We start from the raw sequence: 26284 nt of genomic DNA, 5'->3' as shown, positions 1-26284 counted from the left end.
TCGGCCGGCCCGCCCAGGCCTATCTGGCCAGCAGATCCCGCAGCACCCTCGTCACCTCCGCCGGGGCCTCCTCCGCCATGAAGTGCCCGCACGACACCGTCTCGTGCACCAGGTCCGGCGCCCACGCCCGCCACCGGGCGGCGGCGTCGAAGCCGAGCGCGGCACCCCAGTCCTGCTGCAGCACGGTCACCGGCATCCGCAGCCGGCTGCCCGCCCGCTGGTCGGCCAGGTCGTGCTCGATGTCGATGGTGGCCGAGGCCCGGTAGTCCGCCACGATCGAGGGGACCGCCTCGCGCGACGCCTTCAGGTACGCGGCGCGCACGTCCGCGGGGATCGCCTGCGGGTCGTTCGCCCAGACGTCCAGGAAGTGGCCGAAGAACGCGTCCGCCGAGGCGCCGATCATGGCTTCGGGCAGGCCCGGCGGCTGGGCCATCAGATAGAGGTGGAAGCCGACGGCGGCCGAGACGCCGTGCATGACGTCCCACGTGTCGAGGGTCGGCAGCACGTCCAGCGCGGCCAGGTGCGTGATCGTCCCGGGGTGGTCGAGCCCGGCCCGGACGGCGACCAGGGCGCCCCGGTCGTGGCCGGCCAGCGCGAACCGCTCATGCCCGAGCGCCCTGGCCAGCGCGACGACGTCGGCGGCCATGGTGCGCTTGGAATAGCCCTCCCCGGTGCCCGCGGGCTTGTCGCTGGCGCCGTAACCGCGCAGGTCGGGACAGATGACCGTGTGGTCGGCGGCCAGGTCGGCGGCGACGTGCCGCCACATCAGATGGGTCTGCGGAAAGCCGTGCAGCAGCACGACGGGGCTGCCCGACCCGCCCCACGCGACGTTGAGCGCCACGCCGTCGGCGACGGTGATGCGCCGCTGGGCGAACCCGGTGATCGTCGGTGTCATCTCGTCCTTCTCCTGTGTCCTGCCGTACGCCCACACCCTCCCGCCCGCCGATCAGCACCCGATCAGCGCCGGCTCAGCGGGCCTCACCAGGGTGGATACATTGGGGTGCGATGCTGCGGATAGGAGTGCTGGGCCCCTTGGAGGCCGGCGACGAGCGCGGCCCGATCGACCTCAAAGGCCCGCGGCACCGTGCCGTGCTGGCCCGGCTGCTGGTCGCCAGAGGCCGGGTCGTGCCGGTCGCCCGGCTCATCGACGACCTGTGGGAGTCCCCGGGAGAGGGCGCGCTGGGCGCCGTACAGACCTTCGTCGGCGCGCTGCGCAAGGCCATCGAGCCGGGCCGCCCGCCCCGCACGCCCGCCCGGCTGCTGGTCACGGCCGCGCCCGGCTACGCGTTGCGCGCCGCTCCCGAGACCGTGGACGCCTGGCGCTTCGAGGAGGCCCTCCCCACCTCCGCCCGCCTGATGTCCGCCGGCGAACCAGGCCAGGCCGGCCGTCTCCTGGGCGACGCACTCATGTGGTGGCGGGGGCCGGCGTACGCGGAGTTCGCCGAGCTGCCCTGGGCTCGCGGGGAGGCGGCCCGGCTGGAAGAGCTACGGCTGCTGGCCGTCGAACGCCGGGCCGAAGCGGCCCTGGCCTCAGGCCCCGCAGCGCTCGCAGCGTTCGCAGCCGAGCCGGTGCCCGATCTGGAGGCGCACGTCGCGTCCCACCCGCTGCGCGAGGACGGGTGGCGGCTGCTGGCGCTGGCCCTGTATCGCACGGGTCGTCAGGGCGACGCCCTCGCCACCCTCCGCCGTGCCCGCCGGGTCCTGCGCGACGAGCTCGGCGTGGATCCTGGACCGGAACTGCGCGCCCTGGAATCCGACATCCTCGCTCAAGCTCCCCACCTGACACCTCTGCGGGGCCCAGCCGTCCTGATCTCGGACCGCCCCACGGGTGTGGCCGGCCACCCGTTCGTGGGGCGTGCTCGTGAGCTGGCCGAGCTGGAGCGGGCGGCGGCGACCGTCGCGGCGGTCGGCCAGTCCGGGCTGGCGCTGGTGTCGGGGGAGGCGGGCGCGGGCAAGACGGCCCTGGCCAGGGCGCTCACCCGGCGCCTCTCGCAGGCGGGATGGACTGTCGCGTGGGGCGCGAGCCCGGAACCGCCGGGCGCCCCGGCAGCCTGGCCATGGACACAGATACGCTCCCGTCTCCCCTCCCGCACCGAAGACACCGCCCCGGGAGGAAAGGACGCCGTGACGGACACCCCGATGGTGCCCGTCCCCGAGGGCGTCCTCGTGCCCACGGCCGCGCAACCGGCTGACGAGGACGACGAGGCCGCCGGGGAGGATCCCGTCACGGCGCGGTTCCGGCGGCAGCGGGTGATCGGCGCCCACCTGGCCGCCGTCTCCGCGAACGGCCCGGTCCTGCTGGTCTTCGACGACCTGCACTGGGCGGACGAGGAGACCCTCGCCCTCGTGACCGCGCCGGCCACCGACCTCGACGTCGGCCCCGTACTGATCGTCGGCACCTACCGCTCGACCGAGATCTCCGCCGGACTGGCGCAGACGCTGGGCCGCGCCGCCCGGGCCGAGCCCGCCAGGATTTATCTGGGCGGCCTCACCGAGCCCCAGGTGCGCGAACTGGTGCGCGCCGTCACCCGCCGGGAGCCCTCGGCGGAGAGCACGCGCACGATCCACACGCGCAGCGGGGGCAACCCGTTCTTCGTACGGGAACTCACCCGGGTCTGGGAGAGCGACGGCGACGCGGCCCTGCGGTCCGTGCCCGCGGGCGTTCGCGACGTCATCCGCCACCGTCTGGCCGCGCTCTCCGAGACCGCGCGCACCCACCTGCGTCAGGCGGCCGTCATCGGCAGCGAGCCCGGCCTCGACGTGCTGATCGGGCTCGCCGGCGACGAGGAGCGCGTCCTCGCCTCCGTCGAGGAAGGCATGGGCGCAGGTTTCCTGGTCGACGGCGACGCCGACCGCCTGTGTTTCGCCCACGCCCTGGTGCAGGAGAGCCTGTACGCCGACGTCGCGAGCCCGCGCCGGGCCCGATGGCATGCCTCCGTGGCCGCGATCGTCGAGCGGACGAGCCCCGGCGACGTGGAGGCCATCGCCCACCACCTGCTCAAGGCCGGAGGCCGCGCTGCCCCGGCCCGCACCGCGCACTACGCGCGTGCCGCCGCCATGCGCTCGGAGCACCGGTTCGCGCCGCGCGAGGCGGCCAGGCTGTGGCGGGCGACGATCGAAGCCCTGGACCGCGCGGGCGGGGCGGCTCCTCAGCGCGACGGCGGCGCCCGTGAACGGCTGGAGGCGGTCATGGGGATGGTGCGGGCGCTGGCGGTGACCGGTGACCTGCGGGAGGCCAGACGGCACCGCGCCGAGGCGGCCGGAGCGGCCGAGGAGCTCGGGGATCCCGTGCCGGCCGCGCACGTGATCGGCGCGTTCGACGTGCCCGCGATCTGGACGACGAACGACGACGAGGCCCTGTCCGCCCGCCTCGTCGCGGCCGCCGAACGCACGCTGGCCGCCCTTTCACCGGGCGATGACGCCGAGCGCGCCCGCCTGCTGATCACTGTGGCGATGGAACGCCGGGCCGACCCGGGACCGCGGGGGGACCAGGCGGCGCGCGAGGCGGAGGACATCGCTCGCAGGCTGGGCGACCCCGTGCTGCTGGCGTGCGCGCTCAACGGCCGCTACCTGCAGACCTTCCAGCGGGCGGGCCTCGCCCCGCAGCGTGCCCGGTTCGGCGAGGAACTCGTCGACCTGGCCGCCCGCCACGACGGCCTGGTGACGTTCGAGGTGCTGGGGCACCTGATCCTCGTCCAGTGCAGCGCCGCGCTCGCCGACCTGCGGGCCGCGGACCGGCACGCCGCCGCGGCCGGCCGGCTCGCCGACCGCCACGACCTGCCGCTCGTGGGTGTCCTCACCGCCTGGTACGCCGCACTCCGGTTGGCGGTCACCGGCCGCGAGGACGAGGCGCGCACCGCCTACCGCGCGGCGGCGACCCGGCTCTCGGGTGCCGGGATGCCCGGAATGGAAGCGGGCCTCCTCCCGCTCGCCCTGCTCTGCCTGGACGCCTCCACCACCATGCCGTCCCGCGTGAGCGCCGCCGATCACGGGCCGTACGAAAGCTGGGCCCGGCCGCTGGCCCTGCTCGCCCGTGGCGAGCGCGACCGGGCGATCGCCGCCGCGCGCGCCGTCCCCGGCTCCCCGCGCGACCTGCTCTTCGAGGCCAGGAGCTGCCTGCACGCCCTCGCCGCGATCGAGACCGGCGACAGGCCCGCGATGGAACGTGTCTACAGCCGGCTGCTCCCCGCCCGGGGAGAGCTCGCCGGAGCCGGCACCGGCCTGCTCACGCTCGGCCCCGTCGCGCAATTCCTCGGCCGGCTGGCCGGCGCGCTCGGGCGGCCAGACGCCGCCGCGCAGCACTACCGGCAGGCGGGCGTGCTGGCCGCCAGGGCGGGGGCGCCGCACTGGATCGCCGCGGCTCGCGACGCGCTGCGCGGGCTCGGCGAACGGCCGGACTGACCTCTACGCCGTGATCCCACCGGCCCGGCGCCGGGCCCGGCGGGCCGCTCGCGGAGCCGCACCTCCGGTCAGAGAATCTGGCCGGAGGCGAAGGCATGGCTGCGGCGCACCAGCTCCCACACCGTCTCCAGTTCGCCGCCGTCGCGCGGGCCGTACACCATGATCAGGGTCGGCGGGCAGCGGCCCTCGACCACCAGCGGGTGGAATTCGCCCCAGCCCCGCGCCACGGCCTCGGCCGCCTCACGTTCGGGCAGCAGCAGGTGCAGGCTCCCGTCGAACGGGCCGTGCAGGTGGGCGAACTCGGTGCTGTCGCGCACGAACGCCGTGGCCGGCCCGAGCGCGTGCTCGGGGTCGAGGTGCAGCGCGCGTGTCTCCGGCAGGGAGACGACGCTGGCGCCGGTGTGCGTACGTGGCCGAGCCCGGCCATCCGCCGCCACAACTCCTCCTGCAACTCCACCGGCGCGATCTGGTCGAGCTGCTGGTGCGGGATCTCGGGGTAGGTGCCGGGACGTTCACCGCACCGCTCCCGCAGCGCGTACGGAACGGAAATCTCTGTCTCTTGCGTGCTCACACTAGGTCATCATACATACACGGAAAGTAGTGATATGTCTGGCGGTAGGTCACGCCGTGATGCCCGACCCCGTCAGGTAGTGCTGCACCACCGGGCCGATCTCCCGCACCAGGGTCTCGGTGTCGGCCTCCACCATGGGCGGAAATCGCAGGACATATCGGGTGAGCGCCAGCCCCAGAAGTTGCGTGCTGACCAGCCCCGCCCGGTGCTCCGCGTCGCCGGCCCCCGTCAGCCGGGCCACCTGCGCGGCGATCTGACCGGCGAACACCTCGCGCATGCGCTCGGCGGCCATGGGGTTGGTGCTGGCGGAGCGGAGCAGCAGGATCAGCACGTCGTCGGACAGGTCGCCCTCCCAGCGCGCCAGGAAATGGCGTACGAGCAGCTCGCCCAGCCGGTCGAGCGGCGGCCGCTGCTCGACCTGGTCGAGCCGCAGGTCGACGTCGACGGCGGCGCTGAACAGCCCGGCCTTGCTCCCGTAGTAGCGCATGACCATCGACGGGTCGACGCCCACCCGCTCGGCGACGGCCCTGATCGTCATGCCCTCGAAGCCCCGCTCGACGAGCAGCTTCCTGGCGGCCGTGAGGATGGAGGTCCGGGTGGCGGCCGACCGTTCGGTGAAAGCCATGACAACAATTGTAGGCCAACACTCGTATGCTTTTCACCGTCGATCGCCGGGCGTACCGCCGGGATGAAAGTTTCACCGGCGGAAGCCGCAGGTCGGCGAGCGTGCTTGCAGAAGTCCCGTTGACGGTGGCTCCCGGACGTGCGATCAAAGCTCGAACAGCGACGACCGGCCTGCGAATAAGGCGGGCCTCCCAACGAACTCAGCCGGACCGGCGGCGTCGCACCCGCCGGGAAAGCGCTTACCGCAGAAGGAGGAACGACCGTGAACCGAACCCCCCGCTCCAGGCGATGGCGCCGGCCGCCGGCGACCCTCGCCGCCATGCTCACGGCCATGCTGACGGCCATGCTCACGGCCGTCGTGGGCGCCATTGCCGTGACTCCGCTCCCCGCGCAGGCGGCCTCCGTCGACACCGGCGCGTGGTACGTGCTGGTCAACCGGCACAGCGGCAAGGCCCTCGACCTGTACGACTTCGCGACCGCCGACGGCGCGCCGATCGTGCAGTGGGCCCGCAACGACGGCAACCAGCAGCAGTGGCAATTCGTCAGCTCCGGCGACGGCTACTACCGGCTCAAATCGCGCCACAGCGGCAAGGTGCTGGACGTCTACGAATGGTCTTCCGAGGGCGGCGCGCAGATCGTCCAGTGGGCCGACCTGAACGGCGCCAACCAGCAGTTCCGCCTGGCCGACTCCGACGGCGGCCACGTGCGGCTGATCAACCGCAACAGCGGCAAGGCCCTGGAGGTCTGGGAGTGGGCCACCGGCGACGGCGCCAGGATCTCCCAGTGGGACGACCTCGGCGGCGCCAACCAGCAGTGGCGGCTCGTCAAGCTGGGCGGGGGAGACGGTGGCGGCGATGGCGAGTGGCCCTCCGACACCGGCAGCGTGCACATCACCGAGACCCGTGACGTCGGCACGTTCTTCGACGGCGGCATGAAGCGCTACTACGGCATCGGCGACGGCGGCCAGGGCGAGAGCCAGGACCCGATGTTCGTGGTGGACAACGGCGGCACCATCCAGAACGTCATCATCGACGCCCCGGCCGGCGACGGCATCCACTGCGAGGGCTCGTGCACGATCCGTAACGTGTGGTGGAACGACGTGGGGGAGGACGCCGCGACGTTCAGGTCGTCCAGCTCGTCGGCCACGTACCTGGTGGACGGCGGCGGCGCCAGGTCCGCCTCCGACAAGGTGTTCCAGCACAACGGGGCCGGGACGCTGACCATCAGGGACTTCCAGGTGCACAACGCGGGCAAGCTCTACCGCGCCTGCGGCAACTGCTCCACCTCCTACCGGCGCCACGTGGTCATGGACGGCGTCACGGCCCGCTCCACCGACGTGCTGGCAGGCATCAACACGAACTGGGGCGACACGGCCCGTTTCAGCAGGATCACGGTGTACGGCGACGACACCACGATCTGCGAGAAGTACCGGGGCGTTCCGAAGGGTGACGAACCGGAGAAGATCGGCGAGGGCGCCGACGGCGTGAACTGCCTCTACTCCTCCTCCGACATCACCTGGCGCTAGCTCTCGCGGGACCCCGGCCATCAACGCTCCGGCGGAGCCACCCTGTCCCACGTGCCCTGCCCCACGTGCTCGTCACGGGCGTTCGGGGCTTCGCCGCTTGGCGGGCGGCGAGCTCCAGCGCCCGTGGAACTTCGTCGCCCAAGGGCTCGGACGGTTCCTGTACGCCGGAGTGGGCGTCCTCGGCGAGCACCGGCTCACCGGATCACGAACCGGCCGGTGTCGTGGCGCGGCCTGCCCGGCGGGGCTAAGGTCGTGACGTGAGGGATGACGAGCAGGGAAACCTGGTCACAGGGGTCGGGGTGATCGACCGGGCGGTGGCCATCCTCGACACCGTCGAGCGCACCCCGATGGGCGCCAGCGAGCTGGCCCGCCACCTTGGCCTGTCCGTCCCGACCGCGCAGCGGCTGGCCGCGTCCATGGTCAAGCACGGGTTGCTGCGGCGCGACCGGCACGGGCGCTACCACGTAGGGAGGCGCTTCACCTCCTCGGGGCTGATCACGGTCGCCGGACCGGTGCTCGACGACCTGCGGGCGCGCACGGGCGAGACGGCGGCCGTCTGGGTGCGCCGCGGCGAGCACCGGCTCTGCGTGGCCTGCGCGGAGTCCGAGGCCGAGCTGCGCGCCTCTCTTCCCGTCGGCTCGCGCGTGCCGCTGGCGGGGCGCGGCTCGGCGGCGCGCATCCTGGAGGCCGGTGACCCGCCGGACCCCGCGCATCCCGAGCGGCGCTGGCTCGAAAGCGTCTCCGAGCGCATGCTGGGGCTGAGTTCGGTCAGCGCGCCCGTCCGGCTCAACGACGAGGTGGTGGCGGCCCTGTGCCTGTCCGCCCCGCTGTCAAGGGTCGACAAGGAAGGGCCCGGCCACCAGTACGGCGACCTCGTCGTGGCGGGCGCCGAGCGCATCGAGAAGCTCATCATGTCCGTCTGACGCGGGCCGGCCTCTCACCGACGTGCCCGTGTCCGGCCGGGCGTACCGCTCAGGCGAGTGTGTGGGCGATGTGGCGGGTCGACCGGTAGAGATCGCGGTAGAGGCGGTAGAGCCGGTCGTAGTCACCGGCCGCGCCGGGATCGGGCTCGACCGTGGCGACGGCCGGGTTCCACCCCTCGCTCGCCACGCCGCACGCCCGGGCGGCCAGTATGGCGTCGCCGTACGCGGCTCCGACCGTGTGCGCGGGCAGCACCTGCGGTTGTTGCAGCACGTCCGACACGATCCGGGTCCACAACCCGCCCTGCGTGCCGCCGCCGACCGCCACCAACCGCCCGCCCGTCCCGCCTGCGGCCCGCATCGTCTCCAGGTTGTGCCGCACGCCGAAGGCCGTGGCCTCCAGCGCCGCACGGTAGAGGTGGCCGCGCCCGTGCCGCAGGGTCATCCCGATCAGGGTGCCGCGCGCGTCCGGGTCGAAAAGGGGCGTGCGCTCCCCGGCGAAGTACGGCAACATGAGCAGACCCTCCGCGCCACGCCCGATGGCGGCGGCCTCGGCGGTGAGGTCCTCGAACGACGCGCCGGTCAGGTCGCGCAGCCACCCGGTGATCGCCCCGGAGGTGGCCATCCCCGCCGCCAGGTTGTACGTCCCCGGCGCGATCCCCACCGTGCCCCACAGGTGCGGCGAGGCGGCTCGGGCGGCGAGCACTTCGACGAGGAACATCGTGGTCCCGTACATCAGCATCACGTCGCCCGGCGCGGTGACGCCCGCGCTGCACGCCTCCGCCCAGGCGTCGATGGTCCCGGCGACCACCGGGATGCCGGCGGGCAGCCCGGTGTCCGCCGCGGCGGCGGCCGTGACCGTGCCGGCGACCTCCCCGCTCCAGGCCAGTTCGGGCAGTTCGAGGCCCGGCGCGAGGTCGTCCGCCCACTCGGTGATCCACGTGTGGGTGCGGGTGTCGTAGAGGGGCGTGCACTGGCTGGCCGCGTGGTGGTCGAGCACGTACGCGCCGGTCAGCCGGTACGTCAGCCACGAGTGCGCCATGAAGATCCGCCGGGTGCGTTCCCACACGCCGGGCTCGTGGGTCCGCAGCCACTCCAGTTTCGGCCCGGCCGCCTGCGAGGTGAGCGGCGACCCGCACCTGTCCATGATCGCGGCTTCGCCGTAGCGCTCGGTCTGGGCGGCGATCTCGGCGGTGGCGCGGGTGTCCACGCCGTACAGGATGGCGGGCCGCAGCGGCGTGCTTGCGGCGTCGCAGGGCAGCACGCACGGCCCGATGCCGCTGATCCCGACGGCGGAGACGCCGGGGCGGGCCAGTTCACGGGTGATGGCCAGGAAGTCGGCGTGCCAGATCGTGTCCGCGTCGTGCTCGAACCAGCCGGGCCTGGGCGTGGCGGTGCGGTGCTCGCGGACCGCCGTGGCCGCCACCGTCCCGTCGGGCGTCACCAGCACACCCTTGGAGCTGGAGGTGCCGATGTCGATGCCGAGGAACATTCAGCCCTGCCCGGACAGGTCGTACTTCTTGTAGAGCTCGGCCGCGTTGTCCTTGGTGACCTGCGTGGTGCCGAGCACCTGCTTCTTGTCCACCTTCTCGCCGTGGAGAATCTTGTTGACGGTCTCGGCCGCCTCCTCCGCGCCCGTCGGGTAGATGAACGTGGCCGAGAGCTGGCCGAGCTGCACGGCGCGGATGCCGCCGTCGGGGATGGCCAGCCCGTCGATGCCGACGAACTTGATCTGCCCGGCCTTGCCGGCGGCCTGGGCCGCCAGGTAGGCGCCCAGCGCCATGGGGTCGTTGTGCCCGTACACGAGGTCGATCTTCTCGTGCTGGGCCAGCCACTGCTGCATGATCGGGGTGGCCTGTTCCTTCAGCCACTTGCCCTCGCGGTCGGCGATGATCTTGATTTTGGGGTTGGCCGCGATGGCCTCGCGGAAGCCCTTGTCGCGGTCGATCTGCGGCTGGTTGGACATGATGCCGCGCAGTTCGACGATGTTGCCGCCATCGGGCAGCAGCTTGACCGCCTCCTCGCCCGCCTTCTTGCCGATGAGCACGTTGTCGCCGCCGATGAAGGCGGTGTAGCAGTCGGTGTTCACCGTGCGGTCGAGGATGATGACGGGGATGCCGGCCTGGCACGCCTGCTCGACGGCCGCCGTCAGCGGCGCGGGCTCGGTGGGCGAGACGATGAGCGCGTCGACCTTCTGCGTGACGAAGTTCTGGACCTGGGAGACCTGCGTGGCGCTCGACTGCTTCGCGTCGGCGATCGGCAGCAGCTCGATGTCCGGATATTTCTTCATATAGTGCTGCAGTTGCAGGTTGAGCTGCGCCCGGTACGGCTCGGCGTTGTTCGACTGCGAGTAACCGACGACGAACGTCTTCTTCGCACCGCCGTCCGCCGGCGTGGACGGGCCGGGCGCCTTGGACGCGCACGCCGCGGCGAGAACCGCGCAGAGCGCGACGGTGATGGCCTTCTTCACGATCGAGACCCTCCTCGGAAGAACTTGAAGAGATCGGGACGCTGCAGGACCACCGCCACGACGACGATCAGGCCCTTGATGACGAGCTGCCAGTTGTCGCTGACCGCGTTGAGCCCCAGCACGTTGTCCAGCAGCGTCAGGATGAGGGCGCCGACGAACGTGCCCGCGATGGTGCCCTTGCCGCCCGCCAGCGACGCGCCGCCGATGACCGCGGCCGCGATGGCGTCCAGCTCGTACGACTGCCCGGCCTGCGGATCGGCAGAGGCGCTGTAGGCGGCGTCGATGGGCCCGGCGAACCCCGCGAGCATGCCCGACAGCGTGAACACCGCGATCGTGATCGCCGTGACGTTGACACCGGACAGGCGGGCCGCGGTGGGGTTGCCGCCGACCGCGTACACGTGCCGGCCGAACCGGGTCTTCGTCAATATCAGGTGGAAGACCACGCAGACCACGATGAAGGCCAGCACCGGATAGTAGATCCGGTCGAACAGGTTGTGCCCCGGCGTGCCGAACAGCTGGAAAGCCTCCGCCTGCGGCGTCAGCTTCCCGTCGGGCCCCGCGATCTGGGTGCCGACGCTGACGTTGTCGCTGACCTGCCGGTCCAGGCCGCGTACGACGGACAGCATGGCCAGCGTCATGACGAACGACTGGATGCGCAGCCAGGCCGTGCCCGCGCCGTTGAGGAAGCCGAAGAACCCGCCCACCACCATGCAGATCGGCACGATCTGCCACGGCTCCAGGGAGTACTTCGACAACATCATCGCCGCCGTCATCGAGGCGATGCCGAGCAGCGAACCGACCGACAGGTCGATGCCGCCGGTGAGGATCACCAGCGTGACGCCGACGGCCAGGATGCCGCGCGAGGCGAAGGCGCCGACCGCGTTGGTGAGGTTCGTCTCGTTGAGGAAGACCTCGCCCTTCGTCGCGATCCCGACCGCGAGGATCAGCACCAGGCCGATGTAGGCCTGCGCCGCGCCGAGTGCGGAGAGCGTGCGCCGCAGCCGGTTCTCGCCCGGAGCCTGAGCGGGTGGGGGAGGCTCGGTCGTGGTCGTCATAGGGTCGTCACCTTGTGTCGTGCCATGGCGGCTTCGAGAATCGCCTCCTGCGTGGGCCGCTGCTCCCGCGAGAACTCGGCGGTGATCCGGCCCTCGCACAACACGAGGATCCGGTCGCACATGGCGAGCAGTTCGGGCAGCTCCGAGGAGGCCACCAGCACGCCCTTGCCGCCGGCGGCCAGCGAGGACATCAGCGCGTGGATCTCCGCCTTGGCCCCCACGTCGATCCCGCGGGTGGGCTCGTCCATGAGGATCAGCGACGGCGAGGTCAGCAGCCACTTGGCCAGCACGACCTTCTGCTGGTTGCCGCCGGACAGGTTCCCGACGGTGAACCGGATGCCGGGCGCCTTGACGCGCAGCTCGTTCACCTGCCGCTCGACGGCCCTGTGCTCGCGGCGGGCGTCCACCGTCCCGAAGCGCAGGAACCGCCCGAGCGAGGGCAGACCGGCGTTGAAGGCGATGCTGGCGCTCAGTACCAGGCTCTGCGCCTTCCGGTCCTCGGCGACCAGGGCGACGCCGCGCCGGATCGCGGCCTTGGGGCTTCGCGGGCGGTAGGGCCGGCCGCCCAGGCTCATCGAGCCCGCGGCCGCCCGGTGCAGGCCGAAGAGCGATTCCAGCAGCTCGCTGCGGCCCGCGCCCATCAGGCCGGCCACGCCGACGATCTCGCCCGCCCGCACGGACAGGCTGATCCTCCGCAGCGGGGTACGCCCTGAGCCAGGCTCGCCCGGCACCGACAACCCCTCGACCTTCAGCAGCTCCTCGCCGCTCCCGCCGCCGTCCGCCCGCGGGAACAGCTCGCCCAGCGGGCGGCCGACCATCATCTGGATCAGCTCGTCGCGGTCGACCTCCGAGCGCTCGCCGATGTAGGCGCCGTCACGCAGCACCACCACCCGGTCCGCGATCTCCTCCAGCTCCTCCAGCCGGTGCGAGATGTAGATGACGGCCACGCCGCGGTCGGTCAGGTCGCGGATGACCGTGTACAGCCGCCGCACCTCCGCGTCGGCCAGGGCCGAGGTCGGCTCGTCCATGACCAGGACGCGCACGTTCTGCGACAGCGCCTTGGCCACCTCGATGAGCTGGCGTTCGGCGATCTTGCACTGCTTGATGAGCCGGCGCGGCGACAGGTCGAGGCCGAGACCGCGCAGCAGCTCCGCGGTCCGCGCCTCCATGGCCTTCCTGTCGAGGATCGCGCGTTCCCTGCCGAGGAAGATGTTGTCGGCGATGGACAGCTCCGGCACGAGGTTGAGCTCCTGGTGGATCATCGCGATCCCGTGCCGGCGCGCGTCCTTGGGCGAGTGGATGTGCGCCACCCGCCCGCCGATCTCGATCTCGCCCTCGTAGTCCTTGAACACGCCGGCCAGGATGTTCATCAGCGTCGACTTGCCGGCGCCGTTCTCTCCGAGGAGGGCCACCACCTCGCCCTCCGCCACGGTGAGCGAGACCCCGTCGAGGGCCCGCACACCGGGGAAGGACTTGCCGATGGCCCGCATCGCCAGCACGGTCACCGCAGGCTCCAGGCGGTGTAGGAGGCGGCCGACCAGGGCGTCCTCGGCGTGAGCCGGACCGTGATCTCGCCTTCGCCCCGGGTCGCGCTCGCCGGGATCTGGTAGGTGTCCTCCAGCCACCTGCGGTTGTCGTTGCCGAGCGGCTGCACCCAGTCGGGCAGCCGGCGTCCGTTGACGGTGACCTCGGCGCGCTGGCCGGCGAGGCTCTGGTCGCTCGTACGCCGCAGCTCGACGCCGTGGTTGCCGCGCTCGATGCGCAGCCGGAAGGTGAGCGGCCGCTCGGTGACGCGCTGGGTGGCCTTCATCGTGTCCGCGTTGTCCAGGTCGCCCTCGAACGCGGACTCCAGCGTCGTGACCTCGCCCTCGCCGGTGTAGCGGTGCGCCCGCTCGCTGGCCGGGTCGCCGACCGTCAGCGCGTCGGTCCGCCTGGCGGAGGCCCTGCCCGAGCCGTACCAGTAGGCGGTGGAGGAGTAGACACCCTCGACGTTGTTGGTCCAGCCGTGCTCGATGTCGAACGTGATCGAGCTGCCGAACGGCACCGCGTCGCCGATCATCAGCCGGTAGGCGCTGGTGCAGTCGCTTTCGCCGGGGCAGCCGGTGGCGGGGGCCAGGTGCACGGGATTGCCGTGGAAGGGGGTGTTGAAGGTCTCCCGGTTGAAGTACCAGCCCGCCTGGTAGAAGTCCTCGCTGCCGGTGCCGTGGATCTGCGGGGTACGCGAGCCGTCCACGTGGACGCGCTCGTCGCCTTCGAGGTAGTTGCGGTTGGTCGGGCCGCGCATGGTGTGGCTGACGCCGACGAACTTGCCCTGGCCGGTGGCCTTGAGAAAGGGCCAGCTCTTGCCGGGCGTGGTGGCGCCGGCATGCGACTGCGCACCGAAATAACCGACATTTCCTGCCATGGGGCGGTGGGCCGACGTGACCGACGCCTCTCCCTCGACGGCCCGGCCCGAGCCGTTGTGCAGTTCGACCGTCGCGCCCTTCCGGTACGGCATGGGCCACCAGGCCGACATCGTGCTCGTCCCGGCGTCGACGGCGTACATCAGCGACCTGACCGGCATCATGGCGTGCCCGCTGCCGAAGAACTCGCCGACCGGCGCGTCCACGGTGCGCTCGCCGTCGAAGGTGATCCTCAGCCGCAGCTTCTGCAGCACCTCCTGCGCGGCCTTGACCCTGGCGAGTTGCTCCTCCTCCATCGGGAAGGCGAAGGTCCGCTCACCCTGCCAGGTCTGCCCGGTGATCGTGTAGCCGTGCGCCGCCTCGTCCGCCGCGTCACCGACGTCCACGGTGTCCGTGCGCTCGCCGCCGCTGTCCACCCAGTACGTGAACTCGTTGTAGTCGAGGTCCGACGAGTGGAACACGTTCTTGACGGTGATCTTCGACTTGCCCTGGGTCGCGCTCGCCGGCAGGTCGACGGACTCCTCGGCCCACATCCCCGAGGCGCCGGTCGTGCTCGGCGGCCACTGGGCCACCTCCTCGCCGTCCACCAGCACCTTGGCGACCTGCTTGCCGATGGCCGGGTCGATGCGCCGGGTCAGCCGCACCCCGTCGTTGCCGGGGTCGATCGCGACCGTGAACGCGCTGGAGCCTCCCTTGCCGAACGCCCGCCCCTCGTCGGCCTCGGTCTCGGGCAGCACCTGCTCGGCCTGGGGCAGCCGCAACCTGATCTGCGACAGCAGGCCGGAGCCCCGCGTCCTCGCGAGCCGTATCGACCTGCCGGGGGCCAGGTCGATCGCGGTGTCCTGCGTGCGCGCGCCCGGGAGCGCGGGCTTGGGGTCGCCGCCGGCCTTGAGCCGGTCGATGACGTCGCGCGCCTGGTCGGACGGGTCGAACGTGCGCACGCCCTCGGCGTCGGCGAACGTGCGGTAGGAGACGTGGTAGAAGAGCGGGTTGTGCTCGGTGGTGATGCGCATCGACGTGCGGTACGGCATCGGCACCTCGACGTAGACGCCGCCGGAGCTCTGGTCGGCGTTGCCCACGAGCGGATAGGTGAACGGCGCCCCGAGTTCGCCGTTCACCAGGTCCTGCAGACTCGCCTCGACGACCTTGCGGCCGTCGAGCTCGATGGTGATCGTGCCGGTCCTGGTGACGTCGCCGCCGTCCCTGGTGAACCAGAGGGCCTGCACCTCGCCGGCGCCGGTGTGCTCGGCGATCACGCAGCCGCTCTCCGAGGTGCTCAGGCACGAGTACGTGCCCTCGAACCCGTCGTTGTTGTCGGCCGTGCGGTCGAAGCTGGAGAACTGCTTGGTCTGTACGCCGGTCGTCAGCTCCGGCAGCCGGTCGAGCCGCCGGTAGATCTCCCACCCGACCGGTCCCTTGCCCGTCGCCGGCTGCGCCTGCGCGGGTGCCGCTAACGCCCCGGCCGCCAGGACGGCCGCCAGCAGAACCTTGTCAAGCCGCATCGCCGAACCCCTCGAACTCGACACCCAGCTGGGTGCAGACCGCCCGCAGCTCGGCGACGTGGTCGCCGGGCACCGCGTGGATGTGGTTGGAGCCGAACCGCCCGAGGAACTCGGTGGCCGGCACGTGCAGCCTGGTGAACGCATGCGGCCACTCGAACGTCGACTGCCTGGCCATGGCCTCGTTCGTGGCGTCGTCGTACAGCTCGAAGTCGCCGCGCATCACGTGCATGCGGTAGCGGCCGTCCCTGCGGGTCAGCCGGGCGAACGTGGCGGCGCCGGGCGCGGCCAGATGGTGCACGCTGGCGCCGCCGGCCGGGAAGAAGAACACCTCCGGGTGGAAGTGGGTCTTCGCCAGGTTCTCGGCGGGGTCGTCGGAGCGGGCTGCGTACCAGGTGGCGTGCTGACCGGAGTTGCACAGGTCCCACACGTCCTTGTCGGCGTGGTAGTGGCGCACGTCGGCGAACAGGACCGGGTCGCCGCTCAGCAGCTTGAGAATCTGCATGCTCAGCGCGCCGTCCATGTCGGCCTCGGTCGCGCAGACGTGGGTCTCCTTCGGCCCCTCCCAGTCGTAGGGGTCGTTGAGGAAGGCCTCGGCGATGTCCATCGTGCAGAAGTGGGTGGTCAGCTCGGGCTGGCCCTTGATGCCGGAGAAGTCCAGCCGCCACTCGTCGATGAGCTCGCGCATCGCGTAGTACGTACGGATCTGACGTTCGAGCAGGTCAGGTGTGAGCTGTTTGCCGTCGTAGTGGACGTTGCCCTTGGTCTCGAGCCATGCGCGGGCCTCCTTCACTCGGGTCTGCGACGCGTTCTCGCTGCGGCGTACGATCTCCCACTGGTCGATCTCCTCGACGTCCACGCCGAAGGTGCGCATCCACTGGTCGGTGTTGGCGACGGCGGTGTACATGCCCATGGGCCGGCCGCCGATCCGGCCGAACGTCGATCCGCGCAGCCCCTGGACGGCCCGGGCGGCGCGCACCTCGGTCAGCACCCGGTTCCGCACGGCGAGGTCCTCGATGTCGCCCCAGGCCCGCGCGTGCACCCGGCCGATCTGGTCGAGACCGCCGCCGCCGGCCAGCATGCCGACCATGCCGGGCTGGGCGGGGTCGATGTTGGCCATGAGCAGCAGCGGGCCGGCGGTGGCCTCGGCGGCGAGCATCGTGAAATGCGGGAAGGCCCAGACCGCGTAGTTGAAGATCGTCAGGTCGGGCCGCCGGTCCGCCAGCCAGCGGGCCTGCGAGGTGGCCAGCTCGCTGGTCCACACGATCTCCGGAGCCACGATCACCTCGTGCCCCTCCTTGCGCAACGCCTCCGCCAGGGCGGTGGTGGCGGTGCCGATGTGATCCACGAGATCGCGGGCGACGAAGTCACGTCCGTCCGAGATGCTCAGCACTCCGATACGTGCCACGGGTGTTTGACCTCCAGGTTCGGAAATCGATTGCTCGGAAATCGATTTCCACCCAAGCTAGATCGCACCCTGGGGGTCGTCAATGCCGCTTCACGTCACAGAATGACAACAGTGAAGGCCGGTGTCGGAAGCCGCGTTCTGGTAGCGCTACCACGTACGAGCGGCAGGGTGAGCGAAGGGGCTCGGGAGGTTCAGCAGGCGCGGGGGCTGGAGCTCTCACGGGGGTGCAGCTCGGTCTGCAGCACCATCCGGGCGGCCGGTCTGGCCGGGTTGTCGATGCGGTCGGCGAGCAGCTGCGCGGCCGCCCGCCCCAGCTCGTACGTGGGCTGCCGCACCGTGCTCAGCCCTGGCCTGAACAGCCGCGCCCAGGGGATGTCGTCGAACCCGATGACGCCGACCTGCGCGGGGATGGCCACGCCGCGCTCCGTGAGGCACTCCACGGCCCCCACGGTCATCAGGTTGTTGGCCGCGAACACCGCGTCGATCTCCACCCCCTCGTCCAGGAGCGCCGCCATGGCCGAGTAACCGCCTTCCTCGCGGAAGTCGGCGTGGCGGACCAGGGAACGGTCCGACGGCAGCCCGAAGGCGCGCAGCGCCCGCTGGTAGCCGCGCAGCCGCCGCATCGCCGTGGACATCCGGCGGGGGCCGGTGATGCAGGCGATGCGGCGGTAGCCCGACTCCAGCAGGTGGGCCGTGGCCATCTCCGCGCCCTTCTCGTTGTCCACGAGCACGGCGTCGACCTCGGTCTCGGTCAGCTCGCGGTCGATGGTCACCACGGCGGTGCCCGCGGCGACCAGGGCGCTGATGTCGGTGGAGTCGTCGGCGGGGGAGATGATCACGCCGGCCATGTTGTCGGCCAGCGCCACCGCGATGTACTCCGCCTCCCTGGCGCGGTTCTCGTCGGTGTTGCACAACACGACCGAGTAGCCGAACTGCCGCCCGCCGTCCTCCACCCCGCGCACCAGCGAGGTGAAGAACGGGTTGCCCACGTCGGAGATGAGCACCGCCCACAGCGTGGTCTGCCGGCGCCTGAGGTTGCGCGCGACGCCGTTGGGCCGGTAGCCCAGCTCCCTGACGGCGGCGTGCACGCGGGCCGCGAGCTCGGGGTTGACCGTGGAACGGCCGTTGAGCACGCGGGAGACCGTCGCGGCGGAGACACCGGCATGTCGCGCGACATCTTGGATTTTGAGCAACCTCGTCCCATCTCGTGGCAGGCAAGTCCCGCTCGTGGCAGGCAAGTCCCGGCGGCTGTGCTACGGCAGTCTAGCGCGGGCCTTGGAAATCGATTACTACTGGGGTGGGAACGGAACCCGCTGCTCGACGGGCGCGATCCCGAACGGCTTGTGCGGCAGCGTCTGGTACCAGTAGGCCACCGACGTGTAGTCGTCCGAGCGCTTGTTGGCATGGCCGTGCTCGATCGTCACCTTGATCGACTCGGTGAACGTGATCGGGTCCTCCACGTGGAAGCGGTAGAGCGAGATCTCGCCGCTCCAGTTGTCGCCGCCGGGCATGGTGATGCCGTGGTACGGGGCGTGGTAGGTCTGCGTCGGGCACCAGGCGGTGTTGAAGTAGTCCTCGGTCCCGGTGCCGTGCAACGACGGCGGGAACGGCTCCCCGTCGATGAAGATCATGTCGTCGCCCTCGCCGTACCAGTTCCAGTCGCTGGTCTCGCGCAGGTTGCGGACGTTGAGCACGCAGCCCACGTAGTGGCCGCGCCCCTCGGCGTCCAGGATGACGTAGTTGCCGTCACCGGTGTCGTTGACGCCCTCCACCTGGAACTCGCGGTTGCTCTGCGCGCCCTGCTCGATCCCGTCCGTCGGCCGCTCGCAGCGCCACTGCGCGTGGAAGTAGCCGAGGTCGTCGGCGGCGGAGTCGAACACCTCGTAGTCGATGTAGTAGTAGAAGAAGACCGGCTGGGACGACAGCTCGCTGACCAGCTCCACCTTCGCCCGGCTCGCGAACGGCATGTGGAACCACGAGTTGAACCCCTTGCCGTCCTGCGGGCTCATCTGGAGCGGCGCCGAGACGAAGTTCGCCGTCCTGGCGTGGCCCATGCCGAAGAAGTCGCCCAGCGGCACCAGCACGCTGGGGTGCTCCTGGTCCTCCCAAGTGATCTTCAACACCAGACGGCGCAGGTAGTCGAGGTCCGCCGCGTCCGGCCCGTCCTGCTTGGGCAGCGCGACGGTGCACCAGATGTGGTTGATCGAGCCGGGGCCCTCGACGTCGGCCAGGGTGACGGTGGTGCCCGCCTCCACCTTCAGCCGGTCGTCGTTGCCGCCGGTGCGGTCATAGCTGGAGACGCGCCTGCGCCTGGAGGCCCGCAGCCGGGGCAGGTCGCGCAGGCTGCTGCCGAAGTCGCCATAGGTCATGCTGGTTCCATCCTTACTTCAATCCGGAGGTCTTGATCGCCTCGACGAGCCGGCGCTGGCCGAGCACGAAGGCGACCAAGGTGGGCACGGCCGCGATCACCGTCGCGGCCAGGACATAGTTCCAGGCCGAACCGTACTGGCCCTGGAGGGTGGAGATCCCGACCTGCACCACGCGCAGCTCGGGGTCGCGGGTGGCGGTCAGCGGCCAGAGGAAGGCGTTCCAGTTGGCCAGGAAGAACAGCACGGCGAGCGAGGAGAGCACCGGGCGGCTGAGCGGCACCACCACCTGCCACCAGCGCCGCAGATATCCGCACCCGTCGAGGTCCGCGGCCTCTTCCAGCTCACGCGGGATCGTCAGGTAGTACTGCCGGAGCAGGAAGATCCCGAAGGCGTGGAAGATCGCCGGCAGGATGAGCCCCGCGTACGTGTCCAGCAGCCCCAGCTCCCTGGCCACCAGGAACAACGGCACGAGGATCACCGGCAGCGACACCAGCAGCGTGGACACGATCATCGAGAAGATCACCTGCCGCCCGGGGAAGCGCAGCCGGGCCAGCGCGTACGCCGCCATCGAGTGCAGCACGAGCGCGATCACCGTCACCGCCACGGAGACGATGGCGCTGTTGAGCATGTAGCGGCCGATCGGCACCTCGGTCAGCACGTAGAGCAGGTTGTCCAGGGTCAGCCGGCTCGGCAGCGTCACCTCGAACAGCTCGTCGGCCGGTCTCAGCACCGCCACCAGCAGCCAGACGAGCGGGGCCACGGTGACCATGGCCAGCACGTATCCGACGATCGCGCGCAGCCTAACCGGCATCGAACCGGCCTCCCTTCGTGAGCCCGAACATGGTGCCCGTGGCCGCGACGAGGAACCCGACGACCACCGTGGTCAGAGCCGACGCGTAGCCGTGATTGTTGAAGGTGAAGGCCTGCTGGTAGATGTAGAAGACCACGCTGGACGTGCTGCCCGCGGGGCCGCCCTGGGTCAGCACATAGACCAGGTCGAAGGCCTGCAGCCCGGTCACGGACCCGACGACCGAGTTGACCAGCACGAAGAAGCTGGTGGGCCGGAGCAGCGGCCAGATCACGTGGCGGAAGGTCTGCCACGCGCCGGCGCCGTCGATGGCGGCCGCCTCCTCGTACTCCTTCGGGATGTCCTTCAGCCCGCCGAGCAGGATCAGCATGTTGTAGCCCATCAGGAACCAGATGCTGATCGCCACCAGCGACCCCAGCGCCAGCGACGGATCGCCGAGGAACGACGTGTCGCCCAGCCCCACGGGCCGCAGCAGCGCGGGCACCGCGCCCTGCTTGTCCACCAGCAGGAACTGCCAGGCGATGCCGACGACGACGAGGCTGATGACGTGCGGCACGAAGAACAACGTCCGCACCAGCCCGACGCCGGGGAAGTGGTCGCGCACCAGCAGCGCGAGGCCGAGGCTGACCACGAAGCAGATCGGCACGAACGCCGCCGTGTACGTCACCGTGACCCTGACGCTCTGCCAGAGCTGGGTGTCCCCGGCCATCTGCCGGAAGTTGTCCAGGCCGACGTAGGTGTAGCCGCCGAACCCGTCCGCGCTGAACAGCGAGACGCCGATCGCCAGGACCATGGGCAGCCCGACGAACATCATCAGGCCGAGCAGGTCGGGCGCCACGAAGGCGTAGCCGGCCAGCGCCTCGCGCCTGCGCCTGGTCCACACCGGGGGCGGCGGTGCGCCGGACGGCCGGCGCACCGCCGTGCCCGGGTCGGCCACGGTCGCCATCAGAGCCTCCTGAGGGGACCGTCGCCTTCAGACGGTGGGGGAATCGGGAGCGGGAGGGTCGCCAAGGCACGAGCGTGCAGTGGCAGAACCTCAGACATTGTCGCCTCCTCAGGATAGGATCGAGCTTGTGCTTGCGGGCATCGGTCAGGGCTTGGCCGTCGTCTCCCGCGCAAGCGGGGCGAGAAGCCGTTCCCTTCAGGGAGCGGAGGAGTCACGCTCTATCGCCTCTCTCAGGTTGATCGCCGGGCGTCCGGGCGGGCACGTTCGCGCGCCCCGGACGCCGGTCACAACATCGCCGCACCCTTGTAGCCCTTCAGGAAGGTGTCGATCTTCGCCGCGGCGTCGGCCGCCGCCTTCGCCGGATCCATGCCGCCGAGCTGGGTGGCCTGGATGGCGTCCGACACGGCCTTGTAGACCTCCGGGGTGTAGCGGGGCTCACCCCGGGAATCGGGGACGACCTTCTCCAGGAAGACCTTGAGCGCGGGGTCATCGAAGGCGCCGGCCGACCTGGCGGCCTCCTGCACGGACGCACGGGCCGGCAGGTTCGCCTTGACGACCGTGTTCCACCGGCGGCCCCGCTCGACGCCCTCGGCGTCGTTCGCTCCCAGGGCCCAGGCGATGAACGTGGCCGCGGCCTCGGGGTTGGCCCCCTTGGCGTTGGCCACGAACGCCCAGCCGCCGACCGAGGTCGTGTAGGTGCCGCCCTCGGGAACGGGCAGCGGGAAGACGCCGTACCGGAAGTCCTTGTTGTTCTGCGCCAGCTGCGACACGCCCCAGATGCCGGTCTGCTGCATGGCGGCGAACCCGGCGCCGAGGTTGGCCGGGGTGTCGGTGCCGCCATCGCCCTGCGGTTTGCGCGGGCAGACCTTGGCATTGATGCCGTCCTGCCAGAGCTTCAGCGCGCTGTGCACGGCGGGCGAGTCGAAGCCGGGCCCGCCGTTCTCCGGCACCGCCGAGCCGCCCGCCATCCACATGAACGGATACCAGGTGAAGTTCTGGTAGTAGCCGGGGATCGTCTCGAACAGCAGGCCGAACCGATCCTTCGAGGTCAGCTTGCCGGCGACGTCGAGCAGCTGGTCCCAGGTCGCCGGCAGGTCACCCTCCGACAACTTCGCCTGCTCGAAGGCGTCGACGCTGTAGAAGACCGCCAGCGGCTCGCGCTCCATCGGCAGGCCGTAGATCTTGCCGTCGACCTTGCGGGTGTCGAGCACGCCGTCCGCGAAGTCGGCGATCTGGTCGGATTTGAGGTGCGGCGTGAGGTCGGTCAGCACGCCGCCGTTGTAGTAGCGCAGGAAGTCACCCGGGCTGAGCAGGAAGATGTCCGGCCCCTGCCCGGCGGAGAACGCGGTCTGCAACGCCCTGCCCGCCAGGTATTCCGACACGGGGACGTAGTGCAGCTTGACCTTGACGTCGTTGTTGGCGTTCCACTGCGCGACGAGGTCGGTGAACCACTTGCTCTGCCCGTCGGCCTGCGGGTTGGGGCCGTAGAAGTTCCAGAACGTCAACTCCTTCGGGTTGCCGCCCTGGCCGCCGCCCCCGCATGCCGACAGCAGCGGCGCCGCCATGGCCGAACCTAACATGACGGCCCCGCCGCGCAGCAGCGATCGGCGGGTCACCCTCGCGAAGGCCGACATATCGCATCCTCCAGGAGTTGAGTGCTCAGGACGAGCAATCGATTTCTCCGAGAATGTAGAAGTCGGCCTGCCCAGCGTCAAGGACCCTGCGTCACCGCCTGCCGAATAAAGGAATCGATATCTCCGCGTGACCTGCGCGGACGCCTCCCGTACGGCCGTTCGTCCGCTCCGCGGCCTCCCGGGCGATTTCCCGCCCGTTTCCCGCGCGGCCGGCGCCTTCGCCGGGACCTCCGGACGCCGGGTGAGCTGGACCGGGCCGGTTCTGCCGCGTCGGTGGTCGTCCGTTCAGCTCAGGGGCGTGCCGCGGGCCAGGCACTGCCTGACCAGGCGCACCGCGTCCGCGAGGGCGTCCTCGTCGATGCCGGTACGCACCCCGCGGGCGTGCAGGTGCGCCACCAGGCGCTCGGTGGCGAGGTTGCCGTGCGCGCCCGGGGCGAACGGGCAACCACCGTAACCGCCGGCGGCGGCGTCGAAGCGGGTCACGCCCAGTTCCAGCGCCGCGTCGACCGTGTCGAGCGCCTGGCCCCTGGCGTCGTGCAGGTGCAGCCCGAACTCGACGTCCGGCAGGGCCTCCTGGACCGTGGCCAGCGTACGGGCGATCCGCTCGGGGTCGGTCGTGCCGAGCGTGTCGGCCAGGACCATGCGGGCCACGCCCATCCCGGCCAGGCCGCGGGCCACGTCGAGCAGCCGGTGCGGAGGGATCTCGCCGTCGAACGGGCAGGTGAACGCGGTGGAGACGGCCCCGGTGAACACGGCCTCCGGGTGGCCGGCCACCGCGTCGCGGAAGCCGGCGAGCACATCCTCGGCCGCGCGTCCCGCGTTGGCCCGGCTGTGCCCCTGTCCCGCCGACACGACCAGGACGATCTCGTCGACGTCCACCGCCACCGCGCGGGCGACGCCCCGGGCGTTGAGCGCGAGCGCGCTGTAACGTACGCGGCCGCCGCGGGGGAGCGCGGCGAACAACTCCTCCGCGCCCGCCATCTGCGGGACCCTGGCCCGGTTGACGAAGGAGGCGGCCTCGATCGCGCGCAGCCCGGCGGTGGCCAGCGCGGCGGCGACGGCGACGCGGTCCGGTACGGCGACCACGACGGGTTCGTCCTGCAGCCCGTCTCTGAGCACGACGTCCGTGATCGTCACGTCGCCGGGAGGCGGCACGTCCCCCTCCTGGTGCAGCCCGGGGGAGGGCATGTCAGATCACCTTCCTGGCCCGCAGTTCGCCGAGCCGGTCGGTCGTGTAGCCGAGCAGGTCGCCCAGGACCTGGTCGGTGTGCGCGCCCAGGTCGGGGCCTGGCCAGCGTACGTCGCCCGGCGCCCCCGGCACGCGCGGCACCACGCCGGGGAAGCGGATCTCCTCGGCCTCGCCGTCGACGGCCACCTTGATCGGGCGCAACATGTCGCGGGCCTGGTAGTGCTCGTCGTCGGCGATGTCGGCGGCGTCATAGATGGGCCCGGCGGGAACCCCGGCACGGCTGAGCAGGTCGACCGCTTCGGCTGCGGTGTGGCGGGCGGTCCAGGCCGAGATGGCCCCGTTGAGCTCGGGCTCGCGGGCGTCGCGGGCGGAGCCGTCGGCGAGCGTGGGGTCCGCGCCGAGATCGGGGCGGCCGACGGCGGTCATGAGCCGCCCGAACACGCCGCTGGAGTTCCCCGCGATGATCACGGATCCGCCGCCGCTGGTGGGATAGATGCCGCTGGGCACCACGCCGGGCAGGTTGCCGGCCGTGCGGCGGCGGACGACTCCGTAGGCGTCGTAGTCGGGGACCAGCGACTCCATGGCCATGAACACCGACTCGTACAGTGCCACGTCCACGACCCGCGACCCCTCGTGCGGGCGGCCCCGTGCCTTGGCCAGCAGCAACATGAGCGCGCCGATCGCGCCGTACAGGCCGGCCAGGGCGTCGCCGACCGGCGCGGCGGGCCGGACGGGCTCGCGGTCGGGGTGTCCGGTGACGTGCCGCAGGCCGCCGAACGCCTCGGCCACTCCGCCGAAGCCGGCCCGGTCCCGGTACGGCCCCGTCTGCCCGTACCCGGAGATGCGGACCAGCACGACGTCGGCGTTGGCGGCGGTCAGTTCGTCGGAGCCGAGCCTGAGGCGCTCCAGCGTGCCGGGGCGGAAGTTCTCCACGACCACGTCGCAGTGGCGCACGAGGCCGAGCGCGATGTCGCGGCCCTCGCCGGTGCTCAGGTCCACGGTGACGGAACGTTTGTTGCGGGCGATGGTCCGGAACATCATCGACGTCCGGCCCCTGCCGCGCCGCCAGCCGCGCAGTTCGTCCCCGGTGCCGGGCCGCTCGATCTTCACGACCTCGGCGCCGAAGTCCGCGAAGATCCGGGTGGCGAACGGCGCGGCGATGAAGCTGCCCAGTTCGAGAACGCGGATCCCGGCGAGCGGCGGTTGGTCTCCTTCGTCCACAACAGTGCCTTTCTCAAATAATGAGTAATACTGCTCAATTAGCGAGAATGAGAGCCTATTTGCGACGATAGAGACCCATATATGGACAAACAAGGGGAGCGCGCCCCATAAGGTCGCCGTGGCCGGGCGTTTAGGTGGGTCTAGGGGTGCGGGGCCGCATCACCGCGGGGTGCCGGTGCGAGGTGGTCAGCGGGCGTTGTGCTGGAAGGCGCTGCTCTGGCGGGGACGCAGCTCGGCGGGCAGGACGACCCTGGCGGGCCGGCCCGCGGGGGTGGCGATGCGGTCGACGAGGAGGCGGGCGGCCATCCGGCCGAGCTCGTACGTCGGCTGGGCCACCGTGGTGAGCGACGGGCGGACGAGGTCGGCCCACGGAATCTCGTCGAACCCGACCACCCCCATCTCGGCGGGCACCCGTACGTCGTGGTCGGCCAGGCACCGCAGCGCGCCCACCGTCATGAGGTTGTTGGCCACGAACACCGCGTCGGGGCGCTCGGCGGAGGACAGCAGCGACCCCATGGCGTCATAGCCGCCCTGCTCGCGGAAGTCGGTCCTGACGATCAGCGGCTCTCCCGGCGGCTGGCACGCCGACAGGGCCGAGGTGTAGCCGCGCAGGCGCAGGTCGGCGGTGCTCACGCCCTCAGGACCCGTGATGCAGGCGACGCGCCGGTAGCCGGCGTCGAGCAGGTGCCGGGTGGCCGTGCCCGCGCCGGCCTCGTTGTCGACCACGACGGTGTCGGCCTCGCCGCGCGGGAGCTGGCGGTCGATGGCGACGACCGGGATGGGGGAGTCGAGCAGGCTCTTGGCCGCCTTGGCGCTCCCCGACGACGAGATGATCACACCGGCCATCTGCTCGCTCAGCGCCGCCGCGACGTAGGTCTCCTCCTTGGCCGGGTCTTCGTCGCTGTTGCACAACACGACCGAGTAGCCGGCCTGCTGGGCGACGTCCTCGATGCCCCGGACGGTGGCGGTGAAGAACGGGTTGCCGATGTCGGAGATGATCACGGCCCAGAGCGTGGTGCGGCTGCGCCGCAGGTTGCGGGCCACCGCGTTGGGGCGGTAGCCGAGTTCGCGGACCGCGGTGAGCACCCGGGCGACCATGGCGGGATCGACCGTTCTCGCACCGTTGAGCACGCGGGAGACGGTGGCCGCGGACACGCCGGCCTCGCGGGCGACATCGTAGATAGTGGGCATCGCACCAAGTTTCTACCAGCGCCGGGGCCCTGTTCCCGGGCCTTCGGCGTC

Annotated in this window: 20 protein-coding genes; 3 read left to right on the top strand and 17 right to left on the bottom strand. The window is 71.3% G+C overall.

The window, feature by feature from the left end; genetic code table 11:
- Positions 1–19: 19 nt before the first annotated feature.
- Complete coding sequence (locus E1295_RS09090; protein WP_132629528.1) at positions 20–895, bottom strand: alpha/beta fold hydrolase; 876 nt, start codon at positions 893–895, stop codon at positions 20–22.
- 110 nt (positions 896–1005) lie between these two features.
- Here E1295_RS09090 and E1295_RS09085 point away from each other — a divergent pair, with 110 nt between their 5' ends.
- On the top strand, positions 1006–4401 hold the full coding sequence (locus tag E1295_RS09085; protein WP_132629526.1) for an ATP-binding protein: 3396 nt from the start codon (positions 1006–1008) through the stop codon (positions 4399–4401).
- Between the two features lie 68 nt (positions 4402–4469).
- Here E1295_RS09085 and E1295_RS09080 read toward each other — a convergent pair whose 3' ends face one another.
- Both E1295_RS09080 and E1295_RS09075 read right to left on the bottom strand, forming a co-directional pair.
- Positions 4470–4838: a luciferase domain-containing protein gene (locus E1295_RS09080; protein ID WP_132629524.1), complete on the bottom strand. Its 369-nt coding sequence runs from the start codon at positions 4836–4838 to the stop codon at positions 4470–4472.
- 183 nt (positions 4839–5021) lie between these two features.
- Positions 5022–5597: a TetR/AcrR family transcriptional regulator gene (locus E1295_RS09075; protein ID WP_132629522.1), complete on the bottom strand. Its 576-nt coding sequence runs from the start codon at positions 5595–5597 to the stop codon at positions 5022–5024.
- Positions 5598–5858: 261 nt separating this feature from the next.
- Here E1295_RS09075 and E1295_RS09070 point away from each other — a divergent pair, with 261 nt between their 5' ends.
- Positions 5859–7121 (top strand): pectate lyase, encoded by a 1263-nt coding sequence (locus tag E1295_RS09070; protein ID WP_246079933.1) that lies wholly within the window; start codon positions 5859–5861, stop codon positions 7119–7121.
- Positions 7122–7378: 257 nt separating this feature from the next.
- Complete coding sequence (locus tag E1295_RS09065) at positions 7379–8044, top strand: IclR family transcriptional regulator (RefSeq protein ID WP_132629520.1); 666 nt, start codon at positions 7379–7381, stop codon at positions 8042–8044.
- A gap of 49 nt (positions 8045–8093) precedes the next feature.
- On the opposite strand, the gene E1295_RS09060 is transcribed toward E1295_RS09065, so the two are convergent.
- The 14 genes from E1295_RS09060 to E1295_RS08995 all read right to left on the bottom strand — a co-directional run bounded on the left by E1295_RS09060 (position 8094) and on the right by E1295_RS08995 (position 26233).
- On the bottom strand, positions 8094–9533 hold the full coding sequence (locus tag E1295_RS09060) for an FGGY-family carbohydrate kinase (protein ID WP_132629518.1): 1440 nt from the start codon (positions 9531–9533) through the stop codon (positions 8094–8096).
- Positions 9534–10511 (bottom strand): substrate-binding domain-containing protein, encoded by a 978-nt coding sequence (locus E1295_RS09055; protein ID WP_220448619.1) that lies wholly within the window; start codon positions 10509–10511, stop codon positions 9534–9536.
- The gene (locus E1295_RS09050) at positions 10508–11566 is read right to left on the bottom strand and encodes an ABC transporter permease (protein ID WP_132629516.1); all 1059 of its coding nucleotides are present in this window, start codon (positions 11564–11566) and stop codon (positions 10508–10510) included. The genes E1295_RS09055 and E1295_RS09050 overlap by 4 nt, the downstream gene beginning before the upstream one ends.
- On the bottom strand, positions 11563–13071 hold the full coding sequence (locus E1295_RS09045) for a sugar ABC transporter ATP-binding protein (protein WP_246079932.1): 1509 nt from the start codon (positions 13069–13071) through the stop codon (positions 11563–11565). Before E1295_RS09045 ends, E1295_RS09050 begins: the two co-directional genes overlap by 4 nt.
- On the bottom strand, positions 13068–15470 hold the full coding sequence (locus E1295_RS09040; RefSeq protein WP_132629514.1) for a glycoside hydrolase family 172 protein: 2403 nt from the start codon (positions 15468–15470) through the stop codon (positions 13068–13070). Before E1295_RS09040 ends, E1295_RS09045 begins: the two co-directional genes overlap by 4 nt.
- A complete protein-coding gene (locus tag E1295_RS09035) occupies positions 15460–16875 on the bottom strand; it encodes an L-fucose/L-arabinose isomerase family protein (protein ID WP_132629512.1) in 1416 nt (471 codons plus the stop codon). Before E1295_RS09035 ends, E1295_RS09040 begins: the two co-directional genes overlap by 11 nt.
- A gap of 191 nt (positions 16876–17066) precedes the next feature.
- Complete coding sequence (locus tag E1295_RS09030) at positions 17067–18068, bottom strand: LacI family DNA-binding transcriptional regulator (protein ID WP_132629510.1); 1002 nt, start codon at positions 18066–18068, stop codon at positions 17067–17069.
- 96 nt (positions 18069–18164) lie between these two features.
- Complete coding sequence (locus E1295_RS09025; protein ID WP_132629508.1) at positions 18165–19244, bottom strand: glycoside hydrolase family 172 protein; 1080 nt, start codon at positions 19242–19244, stop codon at positions 18165–18167.
- Between the two features lie 13 nt (positions 19245–19257).
- Positions 19258–20055 carry a carbohydrate ABC transporter permease gene (locus E1295_RS09020; protein ID WP_132629506.1) on the bottom strand — a complete coding sequence of 266 codons (798 nt, stop codon included), beginning with the start codon at positions 20053–20055 and terminating at the stop codon, positions 19258–19260.
- The gene (locus E1295_RS09015) at positions 20045–20998 is read right to left on the bottom strand and encodes a carbohydrate ABC transporter permease (RefSeq protein ID WP_132629504.1); all 954 of its coding nucleotides are present in this window, start codon (positions 20996–20998) and stop codon (positions 20045–20047) included. The genes E1295_RS09020 and E1295_RS09015 overlap by 11 nt, the downstream gene beginning before the upstream one ends.
- Before the next feature lie 284 nt (positions 20999–21282).
- On the bottom strand, positions 21283–22632 hold the full coding sequence (locus tag E1295_RS09010; protein ID WP_220448618.1) for an ABC transporter substrate-binding protein: 1350 nt from the start codon (positions 22630–22632) through the stop codon (positions 21283–21285).
- A 285-nt stretch (positions 22633–22917) separates the two neighbouring features.
- Complete coding sequence (locus tag E1295_RS09005; protein WP_132629502.1) at positions 22918–23820, bottom strand: hydroxymethylglutaryl-CoA lyase; 903 nt, start codon at positions 23818–23820, stop codon at positions 22918–22920.
- Position 23821: 1 nt separating this feature from the next.
- Complete coding sequence (locus E1295_RS09000) at positions 23822–25042, bottom strand: CaiB/BaiF CoA transferase family protein (protein WP_132629500.1); 1221 nt, start codon at positions 25040–25042, stop codon at positions 23822–23824.
- Between the two features lie 186 nt (positions 25043–25228).
- The gene (locus E1295_RS08995) at positions 25229–26233 is read right to left on the bottom strand and encodes a LacI family DNA-binding transcriptional regulator (protein WP_132629498.1); all 1005 of its coding nucleotides are present in this window, start codon (positions 26231–26233) and stop codon (positions 25229–25231) included.
- Positions 26234–26284: the final 51 nt, after the last annotated feature.

This window comes from Nonomuraea mesophila, from assembly GCF_004352805.1.
Taxonomy (GTDB): domain Bacteria; phylum Actinomycetota; class Actinomycetes; order Streptosporangiales; family Streptosporangiaceae; genus Nonomuraea; species Nonomuraea longispora.
The sequence above is the reverse complement of the archived record's forward strand: the minus strand, read 5'-3'. Positions and strand labels throughout refer to the sequence as shown.

Bases quoted from the DNA above. Each gene is read 5' to 3' on its own strand.
- E1295_RS09090 (WP_132629528.1), bottom strand. From the start codon at position 895: ATGACACCGACGATCACCGGGTTCGCCCAGCGGCGCATCACCGTCGCC.
- E1295_RS09085 (WP_132629526.1), top strand. From the start codon at position 1,006: ATGCTGCGGATAGGAGTGCTGGGCCCCTTGGAGGCCGGCGACGAGCGC.
- E1295_RS09075 (WP_132629522.1), bottom strand. From the start codon at position 5,597: ATGGCTTTCACCGAACGGTCGGCCGCCACCCGGACCTCCATCCTCACG.
- E1295_RS09060 (WP_132629518.1), bottom strand. From the start codon at position 9,533: ATGTTCCTCGGCATCGACATCGGCACCTCCAGCTCCAAGGGTGTGCTG.
- E1295_RS09050 (WP_132629516.1), bottom strand. From the start codon at position 11,566: ATGACGACCACGACCGAGCCTCCCCCACCCGCTCAGGCTCCGGGCGAG.
- E1295_RS09040 (WP_132629514.1), bottom strand. From the start codon at position 15,470: ATGCGGCTTGACAAGGTTCTGCTGGCGGCCGTCCTGGCGGCCGGGGCG.
- E1295_RS09025 (WP_132629508.1), bottom strand. From the start codon at position 19,244: ATGACCTATGGCGACTTCGGCAGCAGCCTGCGCGACCTGCCCCGGCTG.
- E1295_RS09020 (WP_132629506.1), bottom strand. From the start codon at position 20,055: ATGCCGGTTAGGCTGCGCGCGATCGTCGGATACGTGCTGGCCATGGTC.
- E1295_RS09015 (WP_132629504.1), bottom strand. From the start codon at position 20,998: ATGGCGACCGTGGCCGACCCGGGCACGGCGGTGCGCCGGCCGTCCGGC.
- E1295_RS09010 (WP_220448618.1), bottom strand. From the start codon at position 22,632: ATGTCGGCCTTCGCGAGGGTGACCCGCCGATCGCTGCTGCGCGGCGGG.
- E1295_RS09005 (WP_132629502.1), bottom strand. From the start codon at position 23,820: ATGCCCTCCCCCGGGCTGCACCAGGAGGGGGACGTGCCGCCTCCCGGC.
- E1295_RS08995 (WP_132629498.1), bottom strand. From the start codon at position 26,233: ATGCCCACTATCTACGATGTCGCCCGCGAGGCCGGCGTGTCCGCGGCC.